Below are 25,017 nucleotides of genomic sequence, written 5' to 3'. Positions count from 1 at the left end.
CAATTTATTTTTTTAATTGTCCAACAGCTTCATTCTCTGCCTCTTTTGCTTCTTCCACAGCCTCTTTTGCCTCTTCTGTGGCCATTTCTGGTTTAAAAAAGTGTAGGTCTTTCGCTAAAGTTTTTGCTGCTAATGAGCGAAGGGAGGGAACGTCTTTAGGTTTACACTCATTATTCATTTTTAAAAAAAGATCGACGATCTCTTTAGTTTTATTCACTCCACCTTTATGAACGATGTGTTCATCGAATTTTTCTAAAGGCATGTAGAGTTCAACTTTAAGCAACTCATTCTCAAAGACATGATCTCTCTTCATCCAATGAGGCAAATCTGCTTTTATCCAATCTTCATTAATGGGGCCCAAAACCCTATATTCACCAGATTCGATAATATCATCATATCTTATGGGATATATAATGACGTATTGTTTTTCTTTCTCATTACTTTTAGTCATTGCTCTTTCTCCGTAAGACCTAACAGATAAATTAATTATAGAACACGGGCAACAAAGTGTCCGACACTAGAGCGGTGTATGAGGTTGAGCCTATGCGGTTAATTTTTCGTATGGAGGTTACAGCGAGGATCTTATGTCGGACACTTTGTTGCCCGACCTTTTCATGTTGAATGGTTACAATTTTTTACTTGGGGCCGATTTTTTCTTTGGTAGGGGTAATTCAGGTAAAGAAATTTTAATGAGTTCACTTAACCAGTCAGGGTCCTCCCACAGATCTCCGGTGATCAACAAATAAGGTTTTGCTCCAGGATAGGGAGGGGCTTCAATAAAATTGCCAATAAATTCTTTTCCGGATTGGGTTGGTTTAACAAACAATTGATCATCACAAATCAAGGCGATTACTTTTTCATTGCAATAAAGTGCATATTCTCCAAACATCTTCTTGGCAGTCACTGTCCCTATACCTTGAATTTGCTCTAGAATAAAATCAACAGTACTTTGTTGCGAGGCCATAATAAACTCCTATTAGACTCTTGCATAACGTGCATTAGATCTCTTTCCAAACTCTACTGAGGCGGCGAATTGCTTCGTCGATGTGTGTACACCTTGGTTTTCCGCCCGTGTCTCCTCGCATTAAAACAAAATATACCGATTATACAAGAGGTCTATTCTACGTAGGGATCTTGGTGTATTCTGTATTCTGCTCTTTTGGCCACATTATCACGAACACTATCCCCAAATAACCGTGCTATGACGTATAAGCTCATATCGATGCCTGCCGAAATACCGGCCGAAGTAATGGTAGTTCCAGCATCCACCCAGCGTGCTTGTTTTATCCAGTCTACTTTAGGTCCTTGTTCTACGACCCAATCAAAAGCTAATTTATTTGTTGTGGCTTTATGCCCATCCAGCACACCTGCTTTGGCAAGTAATGCGGCGCCGGTGCATACTGATAATGTGAGATCAGCGAGCATCGAGCGAGTTTTGATCCAACTAATAAGATGATGATTGTAAACCTCTTTACGAGTTCCTTTACCGCCTGGCACTAATAAATAATCTAAATGAGGCGCACTTTGTAAGTTGTATTCTACAAAGACTGCTTGTCCATGGGTAGAGAGTATGAGCCCTCGCTTTTCGGCAACGAGTACTATATTCAGTTGCTCGGGTAACATACCAAACATTTGCAATGGACCAAATACGTCTAAAGTTTCAAACTCTGGAAATAACAATACTCCTAATGTCTTGCGCGAAGAAGGGGATTGAGTCATAAGAAAATTCTGTATTATTTTGTGGTGGAAATTTAGTATTAATGATTGAGATTAAATCCGCAAGCTGTAGTAACAAATAGTAATAAGACCCTGTTCCAAACCCTGCTGTGACGAGGCCTACTCTTAGACGAATTACCGGCGAAAGCCGGAATCCATAAAATTTTGAGCGATTGATGGATGCCGACTTTCGTCGGCAATTCGAATGAGGGGAAATTGCATCGTCGCAAAAGGTTCTAATGCTCATATGACTTTTGTGCCTCGGTTATGCGCCGCATGCTCCTCACCACCGCTAATTTAAAACGAGGTCTATTAAATTAAAATTTAAAAAAAGTATTGTTTATCTACCAATAGATAGATACAATGACCACCATGAACTATACAGAGACACAAGAAAACATCCTTAATGCTGCAGAGAGTTTAATTCAAAAGCGCGGCTATAATGCTTTTAGTTATAAAGACATTTCCGCCATTGTTGGAATTAAAACATCCAGTATTCATTATCATTATCCCAGCAAGGAAGATTTAGCTGTTGCGGTGATTGATTGGCAATTGCATAAGATAGTGACGCCTTTAGATGAGATTAAAGGGCAAAAAGAGTTATCAGCTAAAGAGAAGCTAATAGCCCTGATCGATGCCATTACTGCATTGACCTATAATGACGAAAAAAAGATGTGTCTCGGTGGAATGCTGGCCTCAGATGCCTTGTCATTGCCAGAAAGTGTTCAGAGTAAAGCCAGGTACTTTTTTAATATTCTATACTATTGGATTGAAGAAGTGTTGGCTGCAGGGAGGCTTTTAGGAGAGGTTAATTTATTGTACCCAATTGATGATTTTGCTCATTATTTAATACTTCAGATAGAAGGCTCTTTATTAATGTCGCGGTTGTATGGTGATGCAGCAGATATTAATTTGGTAAAACAATTTATTAATCATGTAATGATGTAATTTTTTTAACCCATTTATCTACCTTCCAGTAGATAGGAGAAATATCATGAAAATAAAAACTATTTTAAATGCGAGTTTGCCTGGTTTTGGTTTAACTAGTACTGCGATTGCAGGAAGTGCAGAGACAAAAGCCAATACAATTCATCAAGCGACCTATATACAATTTACTGCCAATACAGGACAAGAATCGAAACTGGCTGGTTTCCTAAAAGCAGGTGCTCAGCTAGTACATCAAACAGAACCACAAACTAAATTATGGTTTGCTCTTCAAGGCGATAAAGAGACTTTTGCTATCTTTGATGTATTTCATGATGAGGCAGGAAGAGTAGCTCATTTTTCTGGAAAGGTCGCAGCTGCATTACAAGATAACTCTGTCGCTTTAGTTAAAGGAGGATGGCTGAATGGAGTGCTTAATGCGGTGCAAAACTCTGAAATTCTTGCTACCAACAATTACCAGTCGGATGACGTTTTACAATCCACTAAGGCCAGCTACATTATACTAAAAGCTAAGTCAGGCAAAGAACAAGAATTAGCTGCTTTATTGCAAGATGGAGCCGCGATTATTAGTAAAACAGAGCCGAAGACCTTATTTTGGTTGGCATTAAAGTTGGATGAGAGCACTTATGCTATTTTTGATACATTTACCGATGATACAGGGGTTCAGGCTCATTTTAGTGGCGCAGTTGCCGGGGCTTTGAAGAGTCAGGCTGAGAATTTAATTGTCGGTGGATGGCAGCATGGTGTTTTAGATAATGTACATCAATTTAATGTAATTGCTGCAGTGAAATAAGGCAGATCGGGCAACCAATTGCCCGACGTTTCTCTACGTATGTACGCAGTTAATGGTGCCTACTTAAGGCGGAATAACTACATCTTTTATCTGATTGCTGTGTTCTAAGTGTTTTTCCTCTGCTCATTTATTCTTCTGTAAACTCCGCTCTTCGATACATCTATGTCTTACACTCAAGAAAAACCTGCTAGTGATGCAAGAAGTCTAATTACGGTTGAATACCAAACCAACCACCAGTATCCCCTCCACCCCAGCAATTTCCATCTGCACAGGAAGGAATTCCCTTAGAGCATAACATTTTAAACATAGGAGCCGTGCTAATATCTTTTCCTTGATAGCCCTCTGGTTGGCAAATACGAGCAACATATTGACCTTTCACCCGCACTTGTCCCATAACTGATATATCTGGAGCAACACTATAGACTCCATTTTTGTGCGAGTAGCAGGCAACGTAACAACCAGGGGAGCCGGTATAACTGTTATCAGTAGGTAACAACACTTCTACAGCTCCTGGAACAGGATGATTAACTACCCCTGAGTTTTGGATGACATATACAGAAAAGGGAGAGGGTAATAGATTATTATTAGTATCTGGCGCTGGTATTGGATTACCTAGTGCAAAAGCCTGCGTTATAATAGATGTACTGAAAACACTCCATAATATTTTATTCATAATGCTATCCAGAGATGAACTCTTATCTCAGTATAGATTATTTAATGAGTCATGCTCAAAAATAAGTCATCTCAATTTAAGAGGTAGGTTGCAAACAAGCGGATCCTCATCTTAATTTTTTAATTCTTAGTTAAAACAATATCTTGCCTTTATTAAAAAAATTTAGCCAAGTTTACTTGATATTCCATGTAGTATTTTGTAAATAATTTGGGCATAATTGGTTTTGATTAGAGCATTGTTTTGTGCCAGTAATTTTTACCAAGGAAAAGTCATGAATACAAAGATCAATAACAAGATAAGAGGTATTTTTGTATTTGCTCTTAGTTTGTTTTTAGCTGCATTTGCTTTGAGTTCTTATGCCGGAGTGAGTGTTGTGGGATGGGGTGGGGGAGGTTACTATCATCCTCATGGTGGTTATGGACCTGGACCTGGGCCTTATTATGGCGGAGGCGGAGGAGGCTTCTATTTTGGCGGGGGTTGGGGCGGCCCTAACGTGATCATTAATGTACCTGCTGCACCATATTATGCTCCACCACCACCCGTATGTCGTGATGTGGAAGTATGTGATCCTTATGATGAATGCTGGATAGAACGACATTGCGTGTAGAATGTGAGTGCTGAGTCTGAAGTCTCCTCACCTTTTAAAGTTGTACGATATTTATATGTCACCTCCCGCTGCTTGTTCGCGGGAGCCAGGAAACAACCATATTTCCATGCATTTTTTATTAGCAAGATGGCCCAATGCAGATGTTCTCGATAGGCGACTGAGTACATAATGAATAGATGATTCCCGCTTACGCGGGAACAATGGGCATTTAGATTGGCGAAGCTTGATGCAAAATCAAGAACCTTGATTTTGACGCTCTTTGATTTCAGACAAGGTTTTGCAATCAATGCATAAAGTTGCAGTAGGTCTTGCTTCCAAGCGCTTTAGACCAATTTCTATACCGCAGGCTTCACAATATCCAAAATCGTCATTACGCAAACGTTCTAGAGCATCTTCAATCTTTTTAATGAGTTTGCGCTCTCTATCACGAGTGCGTAGCTCGATACTAAATTCTTCTTCTTGACTCGCTCTATCCGAGGGGTCAGGAAAATTAGCGGCTTCATCTTTCATGTGAGTCACGGTTCGATCGACTTCTTCCATCAATGACTGACGCCAAGCCAGCAATATTTTTTCAATATGTGCTAGCTGTTTTTCATTCATATATTCTTCCCCTTCAGCTTCTACGTAAGGGGCAATTCCCATGCTGCCTATTGCGTCGTTTTTCACGTTGTATAGTCTCTCGTTGGTTTTATCAATTAATTGTTCTGTCATATTAAGCCTCCATTTCCAACTCTGTGCTTACATCCGAGTTTTATAGAAAGTGGCTAGGTATACCAAAAAACTGCATTATCATCAACATAATAATCTGTCTATATAATATTGTCTGGATACCAACCTCCACTTACCCTATCATGACCCTGAAGATCTTTCCAACAGTGTACTTTGTTATAACCTATTTTGTTAAGTATAGCGCGTACACTCATTTTTTGATCATATCCATGTTCCAATAAGAGTAGACCATTAGGTAAAAGGTGGTTGTAACTATGTTCAATAATATATTGTAGATCGCTCAGTCCATCTTGACCACTAGCAAGAGCACTAAGTGGTTCAAAGCGCAGATCTCCTTTTTTTAAATGTGGATCTTGTTCTGCAATATAGGGTGGATTCGACACAATGGCATGGTATCGCGTAGAAGGAAGATTCTTAAACCAATCGGAATGATGAAAAGCAACATTGGTTATTCCCAGTGTCTGCGCATTTTCTTTGGCTACTTGTAGTGCTTCTAGGCTGGAATCACTGGCGGTGATATTCCATTGAGGTCTTTCTTTAGCGAGTGCTAAAGCAATGGCTCCGCTTCCAGTACCTAAATCAAGGACATGTGTTTGTGGCGCATCAGGGATTAGTTCTAAAGCTAACTCTACTAATCGTTCTGTTTCATGTCTTGGGATTAATGTATGTTGATTTACTTTTAATGTGAGTGACCAAAATTCACGAGTTCCGGTAAGGTAAGCAATGGGTGTGCCTCGAGCTCTTTGGGCTATAAACTGTTGATAAAGATCCAGTTGAGTTTGATCGAGTAACTCATCAGAATGAGCAAAAAGATAGGCTCTGTTTTTGTGGAGCAGGTGGCATAGTAATAATTCTGCTTCAAAACGCGCATCGCTGTAGAGAGGATTTAATTTCTGCGATGCGTGTTCTAAGGCCTTGCCAATGCTAATCATGACGACCTAATTCAGCAAGTAATTCTGCGTGATACTCACGTTTTAAAGAGTCGATGACTAAGGATAAATTACCTTCCATGACATCGCCCAATTGATAGATGGTCAAGTTAATACGATGATCGGTTAGACGCCCCTGAGGGAAGTTATAAGTACGGATACGTTCTGATCTATCACCTGTACCTACTAACGATTTACGCGTTTGCGCTTGCTCTTTTTTCTGCTTACTTTGCTCGGCATCTAATAATCTGGTTTTCAGCAAGGACATTGCTTTTGCACGGTTTTTATGTTGTGACCGTTCATCCTGGCATTCAACAACAACCCCTGTTGGGAGATGGGTGATGCGAATTGCTGAGTCAGTCTTGTTAACGTGCTGACCTCCAGCACCTGATGATCTGTAAGTGTCGATACGTAAATCATCGGGACTAATTTGAATGTCATCAATTTCTTCCACTTCAGGCATAATTGCTACAGTACATGCTGACGTATGGACGCGGCCTTGGGATTCGGTTTCTGGCACTCGTTGTACACGATGTGCCCCTGATTCAAATTTCAATTGAGAATAAACAGCTTGTCCACTGATGCGCGCAATAACCTCTTTATAACCACCATGTTCGCCATGGTTGGCACTGATCAATTCAAGTTGCCACCCTTGGGTTTCCGCATAACGACTGTACATACGGAAGAGATCCCCGGCAAAAATCGCTGCTTCGTCGCCGCCAGTACCTGCTCTTACTTCAAGGTATATGTTGCGCTCATCATCAGGATCTTTAGGGATAAGATGCCATTGTAATTGCTCATCTAATTCCTCAATATGCTTTTGCGCCGCATCGAGTTCCTCTTCGGCCATGCTGGCTAATTCTTTATCGTCTCCTGCTAATAATTCCTGCAAAGAAGATAAATTATCCTTAGCTTCGATATAGGACTCATAACAATGAGCTACAGGCTCTAATTGAGCATATTCTTTAGACAATGCTTTAAATTGATTTTGATCAGCAATGACTGAGGCTTCTGATAATAAACGTCCCACTTCTTGGAAGCGTTCTAGCATTTGTTGTAATTTTAACTCAAGAGATTTCTTCATATAATGGTTGGCAATTGGTTGTGTTAAAGAGGTATTGTGCCAAAGAGAGTAAGTCTTCTCGACCATCCCAGGCGAGTTGTCTTAAGCCAGAGGTTGGATTATGAATTAACTTACTAACTAGGCGTTCGCTAAATTCATTTAATACAGTATGTTGATTGTGTCCTGAAGATAATTTTTTAAAGGCTCGTTGCAGTTCCTGTTGGGCTAAGAGCTGCATTTGATTGCGATAGTCACAGATAACGTCTTTAGCTCTAAGTGATCTATGCCAACGAATATAATTATCCAGTTCGCTCTCGATCAGTTGCTCCGCTTGTAGTGCCGCATGACGTCGTTCATCCATTCCCTTTTCAATCATCAGTTGTAAATCATCAACGTTATAAAGATGAACTTGTTCTAACTCACTGACATTAACTTCAATATCGCGAGGAACTGCTAAATCCAGGAAAAACATAGGGGCATTATCCCTTTGTTTTAGAGCATGTGCTACTAGGCTTTTATTAATGAAAGGAAGCGGGCATGCTGTTGCTGAAATGACTACATCAGCATAAGGTAAATACTGAGGAATATCACCAATTGAGAGGGTGCTACCGCCAAAAGTATTCGCCAGTTTTTGGGCATTTTCAAGGGTTCTACTAGCTACCATGAAACGATGCACTCCCTGCTGGTGCAAGTATTTGGCGACTAGTGAAGCAGTTTCCCCAGAACCAATTAAAAACACATTTAGTGATTTATAATCTGCTAATGATTGGGAGATTAATTGCACAGCCGCATAAGCAATTGAAACAGGATTAGTTCCTATGCCACTTAACGTTCTAATCCGTTTAGAAGCGCTAAAAATATATTCAAAAACTGGGCGTAGTTGCGATTTCACGGTTCCAAGACTACAGGCCTGCTGGTAAGCTTGTTTCATTTGCCCAAGAATTTGAGGCTCACCAATCATCATGGAATCTAAACCGCTTGCAACACGCAAAGTATGTTTAATTCCTTGATGACCTTCATGAAAATATAAAAATGGGGAGAGTACTTCCGGTGGCATCTGATGTTCTTGTGCCAGCCATGGTGTAAGAACCGTAGGATCATTAGTATCACAATAAATTTCAGTACGATTGCAAGTAGATAAAATAGCGGCTTCATTTATCTCAGGAAGATTCAACAGGCTATTGAGTAAAGAATTTTGCATAGCCGGAGGCAATGCGACTTTTTCACGCACGTTGATTGGAGCCGTTTTATGATTTAGTCCGCAGGCAACAAACACCATAGAATGTACTGATCACTTATTAGGTCAATTGACTATTGTAAACGATTAACCAGCAAATTTGTAGAGTGAGACTGATGCAAAATGCGGATGTCGCGTTTGGCGATTTATGATTTTTGACTTCCATTGGGTCACATTAGTTGTTGGTTATCTCGGCTTAGGAGTGGATTTGTGTTTAATTTGTCTTGATATTGGCCATGTAGAGTGGATTCGCTTCTAATAACTCGATTTTAATCCGATCATGTAATCGGCTGTACTTACTGATTAAAATCAAATTGTGCCTTGTGCCTAGACTTTGAGGTAAGCCCTGTTTTTGTATTTGTTATACAAAAAATCTTATAGAGAGATTAATTAAAGTACTTTTGTATTTGGCCGCCAACTATAGTAAGTAGCTATTTTTTGCACACAATGTGTAAATTGCTAAGGAGCACTAAATGGACATCATTCTTCAAGGCCAACATAATAGTGATGAAACAGTTGAAAGCTTAGGGCGAGTTCTGCAATTATTCAAAGAGCGTTATAAGATCAGTAGTTATCGCGAGATTCATTTAACTGTAACTTTAGTTGATGAGCATGGAGACGAAGTCGAGTTAATTGATAGTGAAACGAACCAGCCTTATCGCATTTTTGAGGTATATCGTAAAGGATATGAATTGGCAGGAAGACGAGGAGTTCCCCTGTTGGAATTAGTGGTGGATAATACCAAGTAATCATTTGCTTTCAAATGCTATCAAATTATATTGTGGCGAGGTATAACGGAAGTTATCTGATTTCTCGAACATAGTGGGTTTGGCAAGAAGTTCAATATCTATATCAACGGAGGTTTTAAATGCTTTTGGCGCTTTTGGCTATAATTCTCACGCTCATTTTAGTGGTGGGGATTCATGAAGGGGGCCATGCGCTAGCGGCACGTTTCTTTGGAGTAAAAATAAAGAAAATATCTATAGGATTTGGCAAACCTTTGCTTCAGTGGAAGACTAAAAATGGATGTGAATGGGTTTGGGCTATATGGCCTTTAGGGGGCTATGTTCAATTGCTTAATTCTAGAATTGCCCCAGTAGATCCCAGTGAAGATTCCCTTTGTTTTGATAAAAAACCTATTTGGGTGCGCATTCTTATTTTATTAGCCGGAGCTATTGCTAATCTAATTACTGCATGGTTGGCTTTTATCTTGGTGTTTTATCTTGGCCTCAGTTATAAATTACCGCAAATACAATCTGTTCAAGAGCATAGCATTGCTGCTCAAGCAGGACTCACGTCAGGCGATCAATTTATTGCTATATCAGGCCGACCAACCCCGTCTTGGCAGGAGGTTGGTATGGAGTTGGTTATTTTATGGGGCAACAAAGACGTCAAGGTGACCATCAGCCAAGCCAATAAAAAAGAGTTAAAAGAAATAGTTCTGGATCTCAGTCAGATTAAATTTACTGGGCGAGAAAAATCTTTATTAGCCAGTATAGGTATTACTCCTAACCCATCAGCAACAAGTGACATCATGCGCTCTACATCTATGCTAGCCGCGATACGGCAAGCCAATGATGCGATTACTCAGATGATTTATTTTTTTATGATGATTTTAAAACAATTATTTAGTGGTGTGATTCCATTCTCCATCTTATTAGGACCTATAGGAATTTTTGCCGCGTCTATAATTTCCTTGAAGCAAGGAATAGTTGTTTTTATGTTTTTTATCGCCAGTTTTAGTTTGGCGGTTGCTTTAGTTAATTTATTTCCTATTCCAGGACTAGATGGTGGTTCTATTCTTTACGCTATTATCGAGAAGATACGGGGCAAGGCTATGTCTGTTGCCATGGAAGTTTTATTATATCAATTGATGTTTATTGCATTTTGTTTGTTGTTAGTTCATCTAGTAACTAATGATTTGAGTAGGATGGTGCAGTAAATCCTTCGCCGTGACAACGGTATTCTTAATTGAATAACAGCTAAAAGGTAGCAACTACTGGACGTAGTTGCTACCTTTTACTGATAGTTCTGGCACAACACCAAACATCCACTTGTTTCACTCCTGTCTTTTTTATGGCACGTGCTAATTCATTAGCGGTACTTCCGGTTGTTAACAGATCATCAATTAAAACGACATGCTGGTAAGGCAATGGATGTACACGAAAAGCTTTTCGTAAATTTTTTTTCCTTTGCTCGCTATCCAGGCTGGCTTGAGGTTGAGTATTAATTATCTTTTGACAACTCACGGGATCATAAGGGAGATTTAGCTTTCGTGATAAGAATTTGGCCAAGACCACTGCTTGGTTAAATCCTCGTTGTTTCAGTCTTTGTGGGTGCATAGGGACAGGGATTAAACATTGAGCAGCAATAGGCTGTTTTTGTATGGAGTGAAGCATTAACTGACCAAGAAAAGAAGTAAGATAGAGTCCGTTATGGTATTTAAATTGATGCAGCAAAGAGCGTAATGGCTCTTCAAAAATATAGTGTATCAAAGCATTATTAAACGCCGGTGGTTTTTTAATGCATTGACCACAGAGCATATAACCTTCATCAGGAAGAGGATAGGCGCAAGAACGGCAAGCAAGGCCTAAGGGTTTAATGTATTTAGCACAGTAGGAGCATACTGCTAAAGAGCTTTTATGGAATTGGTTACAAAGTGTGCATATTGAAGGCAGACGCAAAGTCTGTGCTATACTAAGTAGTTTCTGGCGCACGAGTGTTGGATTCCCTGTATTAACTTTTCCCTGGTTCTTATGATGGCTGTCAAAAATGAAATTAGCAAGGCATTTAATCGAAGTGCTCCACAATATGAGCTGGTCGCTAAAGTACAGCAAGAAATAGGAATGCGTTTATTCGAACGCTTACACTATTTAAAGATTTCTCCCAAACGTATTCTTGATTTGGGATGTGGTCCGGGTGCATTTTCCCATGAGTTATCATTAATGTTTCCTAAGGCCCAAGTTTTTGGTTTAGATTTGGCTCCTGCAATGTTAGCAGAGGCAAGAAAAAAACAAAGTTGGTGGCGTAAATGGTCTTTAATTGCTGCTGACATGAGGAGTATGCCTTTTGCCACAGGAAGTTTTGATTTGGTCTTCGCCAATCAAGTGATTCATTGGGGAGGGGCTTTGCCGCAGGTTTTCCGAGAACTTAATAGGGTGATGAATGTTAATGGCTGCCTCATGTTTACTACCTTAGGGCCCGATACTTTTAAAGAGTTAAAGTCTGCCTGGTCAGGAGTGAATCATCATGCTCATGTCAATGAATTTGTCGATATGCATGATATCGGTGATTGTCTTATGGCGGAACGCTTTTTAGATCCTGTCATGGATATGGAGTTATTAGCGGTTCACTATGAAACTTTGCCTAAGCTATTAAAATCTTTAAAAAACCAAGGAGTGAGGAATATTAATCCGGAACGAAACCCAGGATTAACCGGTAAGCATTCTTGGCAACAATTTGAAAAGAATTATGTCTCAATGCACACAGAACAAGGAAAATACCCGCTAACCTACGAAGTAGTTTACGGACATGCTTGGAAAGGAGAGCAACGTCAAACTGCTTCAGGCACAGAAACGTTGATTCCAATTGCTCAAATACGCAGAAAAACGGATTAAGAAATTCCTCGAAAGAGTTTACGCTGTATCATCGATAGTTATATCTTGATTATGTTGGGCGAAAAATATTCTAAACGTATTGTCAGGTTAGACAACCGTCATCCAGAGGAGCTGACGACTAAAGATTTTCCTTCGCTGCGCTTTGGATGACAGATGAGTACGATCTGGGTTATTTAGACTCTAAAGATAAGCTACTTTGTTCTTTTATCAATGACGGATGTTCATCTTGCGATAAATTACTGCGATTTTGTAATTGCTTGGTTAACTCAATTAATGTGTTTGCTTTTTCAGCAAATGGCTTTAAAGAGTCTATGGCAGTTTGATAATGAAGAGTGATTTCTTTTTCTAATTGCTGTTTAGTAAATAAAGTTGCAAAAGTAGTTTTTTCATTCGCTAAATCAGATGAGCGCCCTTTACCTAGTAGATTGGCTGGGGCATAGTGATCTAAATAGTCATCTTGCATTTGAAATACTAACCCTATATGGCCGGCATAAGTTTTTAGTGCATTGATTGTCGTTTGATCTATAGATGGCCTTGCTGCCAAAACCATTTCAAAACATGCAGAGATCAATCGTCCGGTTTTCAGTTGATGAATTTCTCTTAGCTGTTCTTCAGTAATTGAGGATTTACTTAACTCCGATAAGTCAAGACTTTGACCGCTCACCATGCCGCTGACTCCGCTGGCATTGACCAATGCTTGCGTCACAGCGACTACCTGAGCTGGCTCAAGGAGAGAAGGGAGTCGGGTTAATAATACTTCAATGGCTAAGGCTTGCATTCCATCACCTACTAAGATAGCGGTTGCTTCGTCATAAGCCTTGTGACAACTGGGTTTGCCACGGCGTAGATCATCGTTGTCCATAGCAGGAAGGTCATCATGAATGAGGGAGTAGCAATGGGTTAGCTCTAATGCTGCGGCAATAACATCCAGTACTTTAATATCGACATCAATTAATTCACCAGCCAGATAGACAAGAATGGGTCTCATCCTTTTTCCTCCTGGAAATAATGTATAATGCATCGCGGAGCGAATTAGATCTGCCGAAATTGTAGTTTGGTTCAGTATTTGTTCAAGAAACGTCTCATGACGTTGGCTATAATGATTAATCACTTTCTTGTTCATCCGATTTAAGTTCAAGTGTAGTATTGGCAGCAGTTAGCGTTTCTATTCTTTGCTCTGCTTGATGCAAAACATCCTGACAACGCCTGGCTAAACTGATTCCTTTCTCAAATTGTTTCAGCGAGTCCTCAAGCGATAACTCTCCCTTTTCCAATTGTTTCACAATTTCTTCCAGTTCAGTAACTGATTGTTCGAAATGAATGCCTTTGCTCATTAGGTTGCTCTGCTCCCATGAAATGCAAAGATTATACTGAGTTAATATGAGGATTCAACTTGGATTTTAATGTTCGTTATTTGAAGGGGCAGAAAATATTAATTAATTAACACGTTCGAAGTTGTTTTGGTGATGAAATTATGGATTACAAGCTTAGTAAACAAGATGGTAATAAGTGCTAGATAGAAAAAGAAATGTGGCTTGATAGCCACATTTCTTTGAATAAGTACGCAGATTAATTGAAGCTTGGCTTGCTTACATCTAAATCTTGTAATTCTTCATTAATTACGGCAACTTTATCAGCCGATCCTTTACTATAAGCAAAGAAACCACTCACATTACCTATAGTAGCTACATAGAACACAGCATTAACAATTGCTTTCAATATGTTTTTGAGGAATTCGCCCCAGCCTAAATCTTTTTCTAATGCAGGCGTTGCTGATTCAACCGCTGCTTGGCAAGTCTCTTTAAATAAATCACCTGCGTCTTCGAAGCTTATAGGGTTACCGTCATAATCCACACCATTTGCTAGTTGATAGCCATATTCATCACGAGCTTCGGTCAAAGTATTATGTAAGTCTTCGGCTATAGTATGGGCTTCAGGGTAAGTACCGCCAATTTCATTAGTCTTCTCGTGTAGACTCCATAAGATTGCATCAATTTTCTTTAATATAACTGAAGCTTTCTTTTGTTCCACATTTTTCTTAGCTTGTTGTTCTTTAGCTTCTGCAGCTAAAACTGCTTGTAACGCTTCTTCAGCAGCCTTTTCTTCCTGTTGCTTTTTAGCTTGCTCTTCTTCTTGCTGCTTTTTAGCTTGTTCTGCTTGCTGTTGTTTTTCAGCATGTGCTTCGTTAACAGCAACTCCGGCTTCGCGTTGTAATCGGTGAGCTTTCTCTCCTAACTCCAGCACAGAATAAAGTTTGTCTTGAAGTTTATCTTCTGAAAAAACTTTTAGACCATCAACTTCTTTATATTTTGTGTGATGAATTAATACAGATGTTTTAAGATTATCCATAGCTGTTTTATAGGTATAAATAGCATTGTTAAGAGTTTTAGCTTGCTCTTCTGGAGATTTCCCTGCGTTGGTCGCCTCTTTTATCATAGACGTTAATTTTGTATGAACTTCTTTCAAAATTTGCGCTGGGTTTTTAACTTTTGGCATAATGGCTTCCTTTAGTGACAATAAAAAGTTATCGTTGCGTAATAATAAACCATAAGCCTTAAGAAAATATTAAGTGATTAAAAAAAAATCATTCATTTACTCCTATTTTTGTAAATTTCATTCTAATATTCTTTTGCGCTGAAAGAAATTCAATCCATTTGGGTTAATTTAAAACAGCCATAACATTATAAACCCGGTAAATGCTGATTTAAAAATCATTATTTATCGGGTTTATAATTAACTTATTTTGAGGATAAGGCGACTTGCTTATATTTGAGGAGAAAAGCTTATCTGATCTGCGTGTTGCAATTCTTCATCTGCGGTAGCTACCACTTCACTAGCTTCTGATTTAGAGTAAGCAAAGAAGCCATTAACATGACCCAGAGTCACTACATAAATTGCAGCATTGACAATAGCTTTTAGCATGTTTTTCAGGTAGTCACCCCAGCTTAAGTCTTTTTCTAAGGTGGGCATGGCAACACTTATTGCTAATTTGCATCGCGCTTTGAATAATGTTCCTGCTTCGTCAGCGTCTATAGTCTCGCCATTTTCTTCGCCATTAACCAGCTGAACAAAATAATTATCTCTAGCTTCGAGCAATGTTGCATGTAAATTTTTAGCCACATTCTTAGCTTCTGGGTGGCTGTGACCAATCCCATCAATTTTGTTTGTAAGCTCTTCTAGAACCTTATCAATTTTTCCTATAACTGTTCTTGCTCTTTGGGCCCTGACTACACCTACAGCTTCTTCTGCTGCTGTTTTTAGAGGTTGTTGTAATCTTTGAACCAAATTGGCGCGAGCTGCGTGATATGTTGCTATTGCGAATTCCCATTGCTTGTCAATTAATTTCCAGGCCTCCTGGAGGCTGATAGTTTGACCGTTACGTTTACCCGTTTTAATATGAGTTTCATATTCATCGCGTATTTTTGTTAGTGTTTGGTGCAATTCATCGGCAATTTGTTGGAGTTCTGGCAAATTGGGAATATCTTTATATTCTATTTCCCGAATTAGCTGTATTTGTGCATCTAATGAGTTCATGGATAGTTTTATATAGCGATCTTTTTTTGCTTGTTTTTCGGCAGCTTTTTCTTGAGCTATTTTAAACTGTTCGCTATATCTATCGGCCATTCGTGTGGCTACATCTAACTGGCTACGTAATTCTTTTCTTAGTAATACAATAGCTGGTTCTTCCTTGCTTTCTTGGTATTTATCCATAATAGATAGATTCGGTATGGATTCATCATATTCCTTTACTACTTCATCGGCTAATCGAATTTTTGTTTCCAAATCAGAAGAGTTGCCCGCATCCATTATCTTTTTGGCAAAAGACTGTCTTAATAGGGTTAATGCAATTACAGGATCTTGATCGCTGGTAAATTGTGGCATAATGTGTTCCTCTTCTGTTTCAACAAAAAATTTGCCGTATGCTACCCGATATTTCTTAAGGAATCATTAAGTGATTAATAGATGAACATTAAAATCATTCTCATGGTTCTTTTCAAGTTCATTGATTCTGTTATTCTTTGCATTCAAAAGATCGAATAAGGTTAGATAAATGAAAACAAAAACCCATTTCGTCTGCAGCCAGTGTGCGGCGACCTTTAAGCAATGGGCAGGGCAGTGTACGCAATGCGGCGCTTGGAACGCGGTTTTTGAAGAAGGAATAGCATCTGTCAGTTCTTCGCCACGTGGTGGTCAGTGGGCTAATCAACGTTCGACCATTACCGCAGTTGAAGATGTAGTTATGGATAAAGAAGTGCGCATGGATTGTGGCCTATCTGAGTTAAATAGAGTTTTGGGGGGCGGTTTGGTTTATGGATCAGTGGTTTTGATCGGAGGAGACCCCGGTATTGGCAAATCGACTTTATTGCTACAGACTTTAGCCAATCTATCCATGCAAGAAACCGTTTTGTATGTTACTGGTGAAGAATCCTTGCAGCAGGTTGCTATGCGTGCGCAGCGGCTAAGTTTACCTTTAGCGGGCTTACGACTTTTGGCGGAAACGCAGGTAGAGATGATCCTTGCCCAGGCGCAAAAGGAAAAACCAAGGATTATCGTAATTGATTCGATACAAACTATTTTTACAGAAACAATCAGTTCAGCACCTGGTAGTGTGAGTCAGGTGAGGGAGTCGGCTGCACAATTGGTTCGTTTTGCTAAAATGACTCAAACAGCGATTTTCCTGGTGGGGCATGTGACTAAGGAGGGGACTTTAGCAGGGCCACGCGTTTTGGAGCATATGGTTGATAGCGTGCTGTATTTTGAAGGACAAAGTGATAGTCGTTTTCGAGTTATCAGAGCGATAAAAAATCGTTTTGGTGCAGTCAATGAGTTAGGCGTCTTTGCTATGACCGATAAGGGATTAAAAGAAGTTGCCAATCCTTCGGCGATTTTTCTATCTCGACAACCTGAACCAACACCTGGTAGTGCCGTTATGGTAACCTGGGAGGGATCTCGTCCTATGTTAGTTGAAGTTCAGGCTTTAGTCGACGAAGCACATGGACAGCAAGCTAAACGTGTGACTGTTGGTCTTGAACATAATCGATTGGCGATTTTGCTGGCAGTATTGCACCGGCATGGCGGTATCGCAACCTACGATCAAGATGTATTTATTAATGTAGTAGGTGGTGTAAAGGTAACTGAGACAGGAAGTGATTTGGCCTTACTTGCCGCAGTAGTTTCTAGTTTACGCAATCGTGTTTTTGATAGCGAAACCATTATTTTTGGTGAGGTGGGGTTAGCTGGAGAAATAAGGCCAGTACAAAGTGGGCAAGAACGTATTAAAGAAGCAATAAAGCATGGATTTAAGCGCGCTATAGTCCCTTTTGCTAATGCCCCTAAGCAACAGAGCAGTTCTATGATCATAGAGCCAGTCAAATATCTGCGTGACGTTTTGGATAAAATGTGATTACAGATGACCGGAGTAAAATGAGCTTAAGTAAAGCACAGATTAATGATTTTCAATGCTCCGGGGCTGTGTGTCTGCGAGGATTATTAAGCCATGAAGAAATAGCCATTTTGCGTGAAGGTATCGAGCTGAATTTGGCTTCATTAAGTTGGCGAGCCAAGGTTGCTAGTAGACCTGAAGATCCCGGATACTTTGTCGAGGATTTTTGTACCTGGCAAAGTAATCCCCATTATAAAAAAATTATCTTTGAATCGAATTTGGCTTATGCTGCTATGCAATTGACTCAGAGTCAAAAAGTAAGGTTATACCATGATCATCTTTTAGTTAAAGAACCTGGAACTCGGCAAATCACGCCGTGGCATCAGGATCAACCTTATTATAATGTTAATGGAAGACAAAATTGCAGTTTTTGGATCCCAGTTGATCCGGTAGTTAGAGCATCAACTTTGGAGTTTATTGCTGGATCACATTTAGGTCCCTGGCTTATGCCTAGAACGTTTATGGATCATCAAGCCAAATGGTTTCCTGAGGGTAGTTTGAGTGAGTTGCCCGATATTGAAAAAGCCAGAGAAGAATACCCCATTATAGGATGGGAACTAGAACCGGGTGATGTCGTTTGCTTTCATATGTTGACTTTACATATGGCTAGAGGTGTAGCGGGTACCCAGCGTAGAAGAGTATTTTCAGTACGCTTCTTGGGTGATGACATGTTACATGCACCAAGAGCATGGAAGACGTCACCTGATTTTCCTGGATTAGTCGATGAGTTGCCAGCGGGAGTTAGTATGGATCATCCGTTATTTCCTATCGTAGAATTGTAGCCTGGGCTGAGATGCTCAGTGGTTGGCCAATGTTTTTGAGGTCGGGTTAGGTGTTGTAAATTAGATCAATTCGTGCTCTATAAGAACGAAAATTATAGCAAAATGATAAGCCTTAGCTAAACTTACATTATGAAAATAAAATTTTAGGTTTATTTATGGACATCACTCCATTTTTTAAATTGATGGTTGAGAAAGGGGCTTCTGATTTATTTTTTAGTGTAGGTGCTCCTCCTAATATTAAAATTGAAGGAATTACCTCACCCATAGGGCAAGCCCCTATTAAATCTCAGCAAATGTCTGAGATTGCTCTGTCCATCATGAGTGATGAGCAGCAAAAAGAATTTGATGCCAATATGGAACTGAATATGGCATTTACGGTGAATGCAGTAGGACGTTTTAGAGTTAACCTGTTTAAACAACGTGGCGAAATAGCTATGGTGGTTCGCTACATTAAAGGTGAAATTCCATCTATAGAAGAACTTGGCTTACCTCTAGTTTTGAAAACTATTATGATGGAATTAAGAGGTCTGATTTTGGTTGTTGGTGCTACTGGCTCAGGTAAGTCAACAACATTAGCGTCTATGATTAATTATCGTAATGAGAATCACAGAGGCCATATTTTAACCATTGAAGATCCTATAGAATATTTACATCAGCATAAAAAATCTATTGTTGATCAACGCGAAGTCGGTATAGATACCTTAAATTATGAAAATGCACTAAAAAATGCTATGCGCGAGGCGCCTGATGTCATTTTAATTGGAGAAATTCGCGATCGTAATGCGATGAAACATGCCATAGCTTATGCAGAGACAGGGCACTTGTGTATTTCTACCCTACATGCGAATAATGCCAATCAGGCTTTAGATCGAGTTATTAATTTTTTCCCCGAAGATGCAAAACAGCAATTATTAATGGACCTGTCTTTAAATTTACGCGCTATTATTTCATTACGATTAATACCTGGAATAGCAAACCATCGCGTCTCTGCTGTTGAGATATTATTAAATTCACCTTATATCTCCGATTTGATTGATAAAGGTAAGGTCGATGAAATTAAAGAGGTGATGGCGCGAAGTAATGAACAAGGGATGCAAACTTTTGATCAAGCTCTTTTAGCTTTGTATAAAGAAGGCAAAATAACGAAAGAAAATGCAATTAAGTATGCTGATTCAAAAAATAATGTGGGATTACAGATTCGTCTTAATGAAGAACATGATTTTGATGGTGAACAGGAGCACTTAACTATTCAACCTGATGATATAGATAAGATTTGATTAGCCAATAAAGGACATTTTATTTTTTTGTCCATTATGGTAAAATAATATACTTGGTTTTTTTGTGTGGCTTTTATGGTTTGGCAATATAATATCGGTGATATTAAATTAGGAAAACCGACTTATTTAGGGCATGAAGCTTATATTGATGCAGTATATTCGCCTGCCGATCAAAATGCTCGGCCGTCGAAAGTCATTTTTAAAAAAAATAAATACGGGAAGGCAAGAAACTCTCGGTTTGAAGTAGCATTTAGCCAATTAGCGCGATTATTTTTAGCTGATGGCACAACCTCTCATCAAAAATTGGTGGTTAATAATTCTGGGCGGGTCGTTGGTGTCGCCACGGAACATCTTTGCTATGTTATAGGGCGAAAAGAAGGGCTAAACGGAACATTCTTGACTTTAGATGATCCGACAAAAAATTGTGATTGTAGTGTCAAACAAGTTTTGCAAGCGGAGGACATACCTTACTACTTTTTTGATCAGTTGCCCCATGGTTTTTTTGCCAATCTATTACAAGCTGAAAAAGACAATCAACTGGATATTGATTATGCTTCTTTGGCCAGTATTTTAGCCAGTTCTTATACCTTAGAAGAGGATGATTTACATAAGGGAAATTTTGGTTTTTACATTGTAAAGAAAAACGGTAAGCCACGAGTTGTTTTTTTTAAAATAGATCATGATTTGATGCTTGCTGATAGCATCATGTCGTTTAAAACACTTCGTCCTTTTCATATTTTCCACGGTGCTGATGCATTTGATATTACTGCTGAAGACTTGCTGACTTTTCCTAATTTAGCTAGTTCTTTTAATGTTTATTGGCCTACCAGGCTAAGCTTTATTTATAAGCCTTGGGATAATAAGGCCTACCTTGATTCTCAAGAAACAGAAGCTTTTTCTCTTTTAGCAGAGCGACCTGAATTTAAAAAAGCAAAATGGTTGGCTTTTTATAAACACATTTTATTGTCTAAAGAGATTATGGATGAGGCACTCGGGGAGTGTCTTGATAACCTTGTTCCTCATGATCGAGCCAGAATAGCTTTATTAACTGATGCAACAGTGGCTAGACAGGCACGCTTAAAGGCGGTGTTATTTTCAATAAAAGAATTTCGTGACTGTATTGCGAGTTTAACACCCGAAGAGCATACCTCTCTTCAATATGAGTTATTAGTGTCTACTTCTGAATTAGAAATTCCAACTCAAATCATAGAGTCCATGTTTTCGTATCAAGAATTATGTCAGTCACCACATGCATTTGATGATGGGGATACTCCTTTGCATGCAGCCATTAAGCTTGGTGATTATCGATACGAAGAAACCATGCAAATGTTTGGCCATTTTATAAATGTAAAAAATAACGCGGGCAAAACGCCCTTGGATGTCGCTATGGATATGGCGGCAACGGCGAAAAAGCATCCCGTAGATATTAGAGCAGATGTTCGTTTTACTATGCAGCATTTATTGGCAAATGGAGCAGAAAAAAATGAGCGTTTTGAGTGGTTCAATCAAGAAGAACATATAGAGTCCTATAAATTTCATACCCTTTATATCAGTTCATCTGTCCGTGCCAGGACTTATCAAGAACTAAAAAGTGTTCTCCAAGATATAGGTGAAGATCATCGTTTTTGTCTTAAATTTAAAAAAAATCTAGCTATAGAATGTATAAACCACTTTATCAAGGCGAATAGAAATCATCCGGATATGCAGCCTATATTGCAGCAACTAAAAAAAGATATGAATGGAGAGTCCTCAAAAGACGAGTGCGCTCCTCTTCTCTATATTAGGCAATTACGCAGTAGATTATGGATTATTCGTCTGATAAGAGGGCTTTATGGCAGTACGTCTACTCAAAGTGAGATCAATGAGCTAGTTGATAACGAGTTGGAACGAATCAACTCTAAAGAGTCGAATAGTTTTTCATCTTTTCATACTGCTAATGATGCCGACGAGAATGAACGAAAGATTAAAGAGGCAAAAGTTGCCAAAGAGCTGGCTGCTGAAGAACAGGCAATTAGAGAGCAAATTACCAAAGAAGCTATGAACGAAGTGGATGAGCTGTTATGCCAAATAGGGCAGAGCAAGCATGTACAAGAGCCTAATTTCTCTGACTTTCGCGATATTGCTAAGGGATTGCATAAGACATTAACTAAAATACGAAATGAATATGAAATTTATCTTAAAACAGACGAAAGTAGTGGTCGCACTACTGGCCCCGAGGAGGCTTGGATATTGTTTTGTACTCAATGGCAATCTGCAATAGAAGCCTACAAAGTAACCCACGCCAATTTAGTTCAAAGATTACAACAACCACTAAAAAAAGCTGCAGAAGAGGCAGTAAGTATAGCCCGAGCCAAAAGAACAGGGGCTATTATAGAAAAAATAGATATGATATTGGAAGAACTTAAAAACAAAGTTGATGGGATTGGTAGCAATCACTCAGAAGCAAAGGATGTGGCAAAAAATTTGCATGCAATGCTGCTCGAAGCTAGAGATGATTATTTTGTTCAGCTGGTTAATGGCCGAGAAAATGGCGAGACTATAGATGCTGACAAGGCAGGACAACGATTCAAAAAGCGATGTAGATTAGCAATAGATGCGGCTATGCCTGTCTTAGAAAAAGACTTGGGTTGGGGCGGCTATCTGAAAAACATACTAAAAGCTATTGTCAATGCTGTAATTTATGTAGTGACCGTGGGCCATGTTAATAGTTTCTTCACTTACTCTAAGTCTGATGCGAGTAAAGCTGCTACGGTTGCAGATGAAGAACTACAATATGCGGAGCAAGCGAGTTTTTTTACTCCTAAGCCATAATACGTAACTTATTCAGAATACATTCATTACAAACCTATAGAAAACCTTGATTACTCTATCGCGCAGGACTACATGTGCTTTGACTCTAAATAATGTTCATATTTCATGGCATGAAATATGAACAGATGGATATTAAATTAGACTGTATATGATTGCCGAAATAGAAATGATACCCATTACAGTAATAAATACATTACTGAGTTGATTGTTGTATTTTTTCATCGCAGGGACTTTGGCAATTGCATACATAGGCATGATGAATAACAACACTGCGATTACAGGACCGCCTAAAGTTTCTATCATTTTTAAGATATTGGGATTGATGGTTGCAACGGCCCAGCACGTTAAAATCATAAATACTTCAATAATTCTCTGTAGAGTATTTTGATTAATCGTTTTTCCTGAGGAGTGTTTTAACGATTTGATGATGATGCCACTGAGACCTTCTTTAGCGCCCAAATAGTGGCCTAAGAACGATTTGGCTATGGCAATAAAAGCAATTACGGGTGCAATATAGGCAATAACTGGGGTGTTAAAATGATTAGCAAGATAAGACAAAATAGAAATATTTTGTTTTTTAGCTTGTAATAGATCTTGCGGTGAAAGGCTGAAAACACAGCTAAATACGAAGAACATCACTGAAAATACCATCAGTGCATGGCTATACTTCATAATGGTTGCACTTTTTTCGTCAGCTAGATTACCGTATTGCTTCTTTTGACTCACGGCAAAAGAGGAGATGATCGGGGAGTGGTTAAAAGAGAATACCATCACCGGAATCAGTAACCACAGAGTCATGAGCAATCCATGCCCTCCATTAGCTTGCAGTGAGTTGCTTTGTTGTAAAATTGCATTATTCCAGTTAGGAATTAAATAAAGAGACAGAATCAATAAGATACTGGCAAAAGGATAGACCAGAACTGACATGAATTTTACAATCATTTCCTGGCCAAAACGCACAATGGCCATCAGCGCTAAAATTAAGAGAATGGCTAGAAGAGCTCTTGGTGGGGCATGTAATCCCATTTGGTTAACAAGAAAACTCTCTGTAGTGTTGGTTATAGCCACACTGTACATTAGTAAGATAGGGTAAATAGCGAAAAAATATAAAGCAGTGAGCATCTTACCCGCGACAGAACCAAAGTGTTCTTCGACAACGTCGGTAATGTCATTATGTTCTTTTGAGCCGGATAAGACAAATCGACATAAAGCACGATGAGAATAATAGGTCATTGGAAAAGCAAGTAATGCCATGATTAGCAATGGCCAAATACCATTAAGACCTGCATCTATAGGAAGAAACAGAGTTCCTGCACCTATTGCTGTACCATAAAGACCTAACATCCAAACGGTATCTTGCTTTCTCCAAGTCGAACTATTTTGCCCTGTCCTAGCAGTTAATATCGTCGCAGATTCATTTACAGACATAAAAGAACATCCTCGTTTCATTAGACCTCTTGCATCGCTGCAGTTGTACTCAATTACAAATTTACTTGCATGTAAACTTGCTTGTTACATTAGAGGTTTGTTACAAATCAAAAAATAGAGGCATTACTTTCTATTGCTCAATATAAGCCCTGTTGAGTTAATATTTTAACAGAGTAGCTATAAATAATATACAAGTGAATATAACAAAGCAAGTCATAAAAAGGCAATAGTGTACAAAAAATGTAATTTTATAGACATTATCTGCTATTTTTGTATGTATTTAAGCCAAATACAAGACAGAGATAGCATTTCCGAAGAGATCTAATTTAATCAATCTAAATAAAAAAGATGCGTATAAGAAATAAAGCGGATAGTATGTAGGCAGAATTAACTACAGGAGCTGTAATGAAAAAATTTGTTCTAGCTTTAATCGCTGTTATTTTTGTTGGTTCGTCCTATGCTTCTCCGTCTCTTCCTCCTCGCGCCAGTATTAATTTTACTCTTTCAACCATTGAAAGCGGTAGTACTTGCCCTGCAATATTGCGTAATGCAAAAGTAGTAGTTGATTATGATTACAATTTTGAACGCAATATGGGGTTAGCTTTCTTAAGGCAATTAGATACTGCACGTTGGGGAGAGGTGCTTCATCCTATGGGATTAAGTAATTATTATGGCTTTATATCTGACATGCCGCCTACAGCGATACAATTGACGAGTGGTGAGGTAACTATTTATAGGATTATTTTCCATCTCTATAACAATGGCGACAGTCAAGTATCGATGATGATAGGACAAGATGGGGATTGCATTATGAGTTCCGATATGGTCAATGTTCTTTCTTAATTTGTACTGATGTGTCAACATTGGCCATCTAAGAATTGCCGACGAAAATCGGGATTCATAAGAGTTTTAAAATCAACTGGATACCGGTTTTTTCTGGTAATTCGTAAATAGCCAGCATCGATTG

25 protein-coding genes are annotated in these 25,017 nt (G+C 39.0%); 11 read left to right on the top strand and 14 right to left on the bottom strand.

The window, feature by feature from the left end; genetic code table 11:
* Positions 1-4 precede the first annotated feature (4 nt).
* From LFA_RS10650 to LFA_RS10640, 3 genes are all read right to left on the bottom strand, one after another.
* Entirely contained in the window at positions 5-451 is a 447-nt protein-coding gene (locus LFA_RS10650; protein ID WP_045096172.1) for a hypothetical protein, read from the bottom strand.
* A gap of 174 nt (positions 452-625) precedes the next feature.
* Positions 626-964, bottom strand: a complete 339-nt coding sequence (locus LFA_RS10645; RefSeq protein ID WP_045096171.1) for a TfoX/Sxy family protein — start codon at positions 962-964, stop codon at positions 626-628.
* Positions 965-1,116: 152 nt separating this feature from the next.
* The gene (locus tag LFA_RS10640) at positions 1,117-1,719 is read right to left on the bottom strand and encodes a DJ-1/PfpI family protein (RefSeq protein WP_045096170.1); all 603 of its coding nucleotides are present in this window, start codon (positions 1,717-1,719) and stop codon (positions 1,117-1,119) included.
* Between the two features lie 369 nt (positions 1,720-2,088).
* Here LFA_RS10640 and LFA_RS10635 point away from each other — a divergent pair, with 369 nt between their 5' ends.
* Both LFA_RS10635 and LFA_RS10630 read left to right on the top strand, forming a co-directional pair.
* On the top strand, positions 2,089-2,664 hold the full coding sequence (locus LFA_RS10635; RefSeq protein WP_045097551.1) for a TetR/AcrR family transcriptional regulator: 576 nt from the start codon (positions 2,089-2,091) through the stop codon (positions 2,662-2,664).
* A 46-nt stretch (positions 2,665-2,710) separates the two neighbouring features.
* Positions 2,711-3,454 carry a putative quinol monooxygenase gene (locus LFA_RS10630; RefSeq protein ID WP_197541184.1) on the top strand — a complete coding sequence of 248 codons (744 nt, stop codon included), beginning with the start codon at positions 2,711-2,713 and terminating at the stop codon, positions 3,452-3,454.
* Between the two features lie 208 nt (positions 3,455-3,662).
* Here the strand turns inward: LFA_RS10630 and LFA_RS10625 are convergent, their stop codons facing one another.
* Positions 3,663-4,127 carry a hypothetical protein gene (locus LFA_RS10625; RefSeq protein WP_045096169.1) on the bottom strand — a complete coding sequence of 155 codons (465 nt, stop codon included), beginning with the start codon at positions 4,125-4,127 and terminating at the stop codon, positions 3,663-3,665.
* A 271-nt stretch (positions 4,128-4,398) separates the two neighbouring features.
* Between LFA_RS10625 and LFA_RS20170 the strand changes: the two genes are divergently transcribed.
* A complete protein-coding gene (locus tag LFA_RS20170) occupies positions 4,399-4,734 on the top strand; it encodes a hypothetical protein (protein WP_045096168.1) in 336 nt (111 codons plus the stop codon).
* 234 nt (positions 4,735-4,968) lie between these two features.
* On the opposite strand, the gene dksA is transcribed toward LFA_RS20170, so the two are convergent.
* From dksA to hemA, 4 genes are all read right to left on the bottom strand, one after another.
* On the bottom strand, positions 4,969-5,445 hold the full coding sequence (gene dksA, locus LFA_RS10615) for an RNA polymerase-binding protein DksA (protein ID WP_045096167.1): 477 nt from the start codon (positions 5,443-5,445) through the stop codon (positions 4,969-4,971).
* A 98-nt stretch (positions 5,446-5,543) separates the two neighbouring features.
* Positions 5,544-6,395, bottom strand: coding sequence for a peptide chain release factor N(5)-glutamine methyltransferase (gene prmC, locus LFA_RS10610; protein ID WP_045096166.1), 852 nt, complete (start codon positions 6,393-6,395; stop codon positions 5,544-5,546).
* Positions 6,388-7,476: a peptide chain release factor 1 gene (prfA, locus tag LFA_RS10605; protein WP_045096165.1), complete on the bottom strand. Its 1,089-nt coding sequence runs from the start codon at positions 7,474-7,476 to the stop codon at positions 6,388-6,390. Before prfA ends, prmC begins: the two co-directional genes overlap by 8 nt.
* Positions 7,460-8,734, bottom strand: coding sequence for a glutamyl-tRNA reductase (gene hemA / locus LFA_RS10600; RefSeq protein WP_045096164.1), 1,275 nt, complete (start codon positions 8,732-8,734; stop codon positions 7,460-7,462). The genes prfA and hemA overlap by 17 nt, the downstream gene beginning before the upstream one ends.
* Positions 8,735-9,165: 431 nt before the next feature.
* Here hemA and LFA_RS10595 point away from each other — a divergent pair, with 431 nt between their 5' ends.
* Complete coding sequence (locus LFA_RS10595) at positions 9,166-9,441, top strand: hypothetical protein (RefSeq protein WP_045096163.1); 276 nt, start codon at positions 9,166-9,168, stop codon at positions 9,439-9,441.
* 119 nt (positions 9,442-9,560) lie between these two features.
* On the top strand, positions 9,561-10,634 hold the full coding sequence (locus LFA_RS10590; RefSeq protein WP_045096162.1) for a M50 family metallopeptidase: 1,074 nt from the start codon (positions 9,561-9,563) through the stop codon (positions 10,632-10,634).
* 70 nt (positions 10,635-10,704) lie between these two features.
* On the opposite strand, the gene LFA_RS10585 is transcribed toward LFA_RS10590, so the two are convergent.
* The gene (locus tag LFA_RS10585) at positions 10,705-11,409 is read right to left on the bottom strand and encodes a ComF family protein (protein ID WP_084602162.1); all 705 of its coding nucleotides are present in this window, start codon (positions 11,407-11,409) and stop codon (positions 10,705-10,707) included.
* Between the two features lie 42 nt (positions 11,410-11,451).
* On the opposite strand from LFA_RS10585, the gene bioC reads away from it, so the two are divergent.
* Positions 11,452-12,309: a malonyl-ACP O-methyltransferase BioC gene (gene bioC / locus LFA_RS10580; RefSeq protein WP_045097548.1), complete on the top strand. Its 858-nt coding sequence runs from the start codon at positions 11,452-11,454 to the stop codon at positions 12,307-12,309.
* 169 nt (positions 12,310-12,478) lie between these two features.
* On the opposite strand, the gene LFA_RS10575 is transcribed toward bioC, so the two are convergent.
* The 4 genes from LFA_RS10575 to LFA_RS10560 form a co-directional block, all read right to left on the bottom strand.
* Positions 12,479-13,432, bottom strand: a complete 954-nt coding sequence (locus tag LFA_RS10575; protein ID WP_172653473.1) for a polyprenyl synthetase family protein — start codon at positions 13,430-13,432, stop codon at positions 12,479-12,481.
* A complete protein-coding gene (locus LFA_RS10570) occupies positions 13,413-13,643 on the bottom strand; it encodes an exodeoxyribonuclease VII small subunit (RefSeq protein WP_045096160.1) in 231 nt (76 codons plus the stop codon). Before LFA_RS10570 ends, LFA_RS10575 begins: the two co-directional genes overlap by 20 nt.
* A gap of 235 nt (positions 13,644-13,878) precedes the next feature.
* Positions 13,879-14,805 carry a hypothetical protein gene (locus LFA_RS10565; protein ID WP_045096159.1) on the bottom strand — a complete coding sequence of 309 codons (927 nt, stop codon included), beginning with the start codon at positions 14,803-14,805 and terminating at the stop codon, positions 13,879-13,881.
* Positions 14,806-15,072: 267 nt separating this feature from the next.
* Positions 15,073-16,191 carry a hypothetical protein gene (locus tag LFA_RS10560; protein ID WP_045096158.1) on the bottom strand — a complete coding sequence of 373 codons (1,119 nt, stop codon included), beginning with the start codon at positions 16,189-16,191 and terminating at the stop codon, positions 15,073-15,075.
* Positions 16,192-16,360: 169 nt separating this feature from the next.
* Here LFA_RS10560 and radA point away from each other — a divergent pair, with 169 nt between their 5' ends.
* The 4 genes from radA to ankK all read left to right on the top strand — a co-directional run bounded on the left by radA (position 16,361) and on the right by ankK (position 22,622).
* On the top strand, positions 16,361-17,713 hold the full coding sequence (gene radA / locus LFA_RS10555; protein WP_045096157.1) for a DNA repair protein RadA: 1,353 nt from the start codon (positions 16,361-16,363) through the stop codon (positions 17,711-17,713).
* A gap of 20 nt (positions 17,714-17,733) precedes the next feature.
* Positions 17,734-18,534: a phytanoyl-CoA dioxygenase family protein gene (locus LFA_RS10550; RefSeq protein WP_045096156.1), complete on the top strand. Its 801-nt coding sequence runs from the start codon at positions 17,734-17,736 to the stop codon at positions 18,532-18,534.
* A 155-nt stretch (positions 18,535-18,689) separates the two neighbouring features.
* Complete coding sequence (locus LFA_RS10545) at positions 18,690-19,811, top strand: PilT/PilU family type 4a pilus ATPase (protein ID WP_045096155.1); 1,122 nt, start codon at positions 18,690-18,692, stop codon at positions 19,809-19,811.
* Positions 19,812-19,886: 75 nt separating this feature from the next.
* Positions 19,887-22,622, top strand: a complete 2,736-nt coding sequence (gene ankK / locus LFA_RS10540) for a Dot/Icm T4SS effector AnkK/LegA5 (protein WP_331709343.1) — start codon at positions 19,887-19,889, stop codon at positions 22,620-22,622.
* 132 nt (positions 22,623-22,754) lie between these two features.
* On the opposite strand, the gene LFA_RS10530 is transcribed toward ankK, so the two are convergent.
* Positions 22,755-24,050, bottom strand: coding sequence for a serine/threonine transporter (locus LFA_RS10530; protein WP_045096154.1), 1,296 nt, complete (start codon positions 24,048-24,050; stop codon positions 22,755-22,757).
* Positions 24,051-24,455: 405 nt separating this feature from the next.
* On the opposite strand from LFA_RS10530, the gene LFA_RS10525 reads away from it, so the two are divergent.
* Positions 24,456-24,893 (top strand): hypothetical protein, encoded by a 438-nt coding sequence (locus LFA_RS10525; RefSeq protein WP_045096153.1) that lies wholly within the window; start codon positions 24,456-24,458, stop codon positions 24,891-24,893.
* Positions 24,894-25,017 lie beyond the last annotated feature (124 nt).

This window comes from Legionella fallonii LLAP-10 (genome assembly GCF_000953135.1).
Taxonomy (GTDB): Bacteria; Pseudomonadota; Gammaproteobacteria; order Legionellales; family Legionellaceae; genus Legionella; species Legionella fallonii.
The sequence above is the reverse complement of the archived record's forward strand: the minus strand, read 5'-3'. Positions and strand labels throughout refer to the sequence as shown.

What these genes read in the sequence shown, in the direction of transcription:
- LFA_RS10570 (WP_045096160.1), bottom strand. Translation starts at nt 13,643, where the DNA reads ATGAGCAAAGGCATTCATTTCGAACAATCAGTTACTGAACTGGAAGAA.
- LFA_RS10625 (WP_045096169.1), bottom strand. Translation starts at nt 4,127, where the DNA reads ATGAATAAAATATTATGGAGTGTTTTCAGTACATCTATTATAACGCAG.
- LFA_RS10565 (WP_045096159.1), bottom strand. Translation starts at nt 14,805, where the DNA reads ATGCCAAAAGTTAAAAACCCAGCGCAAATTTTGAAAGAAGTTCATACA.
- LFA_RS10630 (WP_197541184.1), top strand. Translation starts at nt 2,711, where the DNA reads ATGAAAATAAAAACTATTTTAAATGCGAGTTTGCCTGGTTTTGGTTTA.
- prmC (WP_045096166.1), bottom strand. Translation starts at nt 6,395, where the DNA reads ATGATTAGCATTGGCAAGGCCTTAGAACACGCATCGCAGAAATTAAAT.
- LFA_RS20170 (WP_045096168.1), top strand. Translation starts at nt 4,399, where the DNA reads ATGAATACAAAGATCAATAACAAGATAAGAGGTATTTTTGTATTTGCT.
- dksA (WP_045096167.1), bottom strand. Translation starts at nt 5,445, where the DNA reads ATGACAGAACAATTAATTGATAAAACCAACGAGAGACTATACAACGTG.
- LFA_RS10545 (WP_045096155.1), top strand. Translation starts at nt 18,690, where the DNA reads ATGGACATCACTCCATTTTTTAAATTGATGGTTGAGAAAGGGGCTTCT.
- radA (WP_045096157.1), top strand. Translation starts at nt 16,361, where the DNA reads ATGAAAACAAAAACCCATTTCGTCTGCAGCCAGTGTGCGGCGACCTTT.
- LFA_RS10635 (WP_045097551.1), top strand. Translation starts at nt 2,089, where the DNA reads ATGAACTATACAGAGACACAAGAAAACATCCTTAATGCTGCAGAGAGT.
- LFA_RS10595 (WP_045096163.1), top strand. Translation starts at nt 9,166, where the DNA reads ATGGACATCATTCTTCAAGGCCAACATAATAGTGATGAAACAGTTGAA.
- LFA_RS10525 (WP_045096153.1), top strand. Translation starts at nt 24,456, where the DNA reads ATGAAAAAATTTGTTCTAGCTTTAATCGCTGTTATTTTTGTTGGTTCG.
- LFA_RS10640 (WP_045096170.1), bottom strand. Translation starts at nt 1,719, where the DNA reads ATGACTCAATCCCCTTCTTCGCGCAAGACATTAGGAGTATTGTTATTT.
- hemA (WP_045096164.1), bottom strand. Translation starts at nt 8,734, where the DNA reads ATGGTGTTTGTTGCCTGCGGACTAAATCATAAAACGGCTCCAATCAAC.
- bioC (WP_045097548.1), top strand. Translation starts at nt 11,452, where the DNA reads ATGGCTGTCAAAAATGAAATTAGCAAGGCATTTAATCGAAGTGCTCCA.
- LFA_RS10530 (WP_045096154.1), bottom strand. Translation starts at nt 24,050, where the DNA reads ATGTCTGTAAATGAATCTGCGACGATATTAACTGCTAGGACAGGGCAA.
- LFA_RS10560 (WP_045096158.1), bottom strand. Translation starts at nt 16,191, where the DNA reads ATGCCACAATTTACCAGCGATCAAGATCCTGTAATTGCATTAACCCTA.
- LFA_RS10590 (WP_045096162.1), top strand. Translation starts at nt 9,561, where the DNA reads ATGCTTTTGGCGCTTTTGGCTATAATTCTCACGCTCATTTTAGTGGTG.
- ankK (WP_331709343.1), top strand. Translation starts at nt 19,887, where the DNA reads ATGGTTTGGCAATATAATATCGGTGATATTAAATTAGGAAAACCGACT.
- LFA_RS10550 (WP_045096156.1), top strand. Translation starts at nt 17,734, where the DNA reads ATGAGCTTAAGTAAAGCACAGATTAATGATTTTCAATGCTCCGGGGCT.
- LFA_RS10575 (WP_172653473.1), bottom strand. Translation starts at nt 13,432, where the DNA reads ATGAACAAGAAAGTGATTAATCATTATAGCCAACGTCATGAGACGTTT.
- LFA_RS10650 (WP_045096172.1), bottom strand. Translation starts at nt 451, where the DNA reads ATGACTAAAAGTAATGAGAAAGAAAAACAATACGTCATTATATATCCC.
- LFA_RS10645 (WP_045096171.1), bottom strand. Translation starts at nt 964, where the DNA reads ATGGCCTCGCAACAAAGTACTGTTGATTTTATTCTAGAGCAAATTCAA.
- prfA (WP_045096165.1), bottom strand. Translation starts at nt 7,476, where the DNA reads ATGAAGAAATCTCTTGAGTTAAAATTACAACAAATGCTAGAACGCTTC.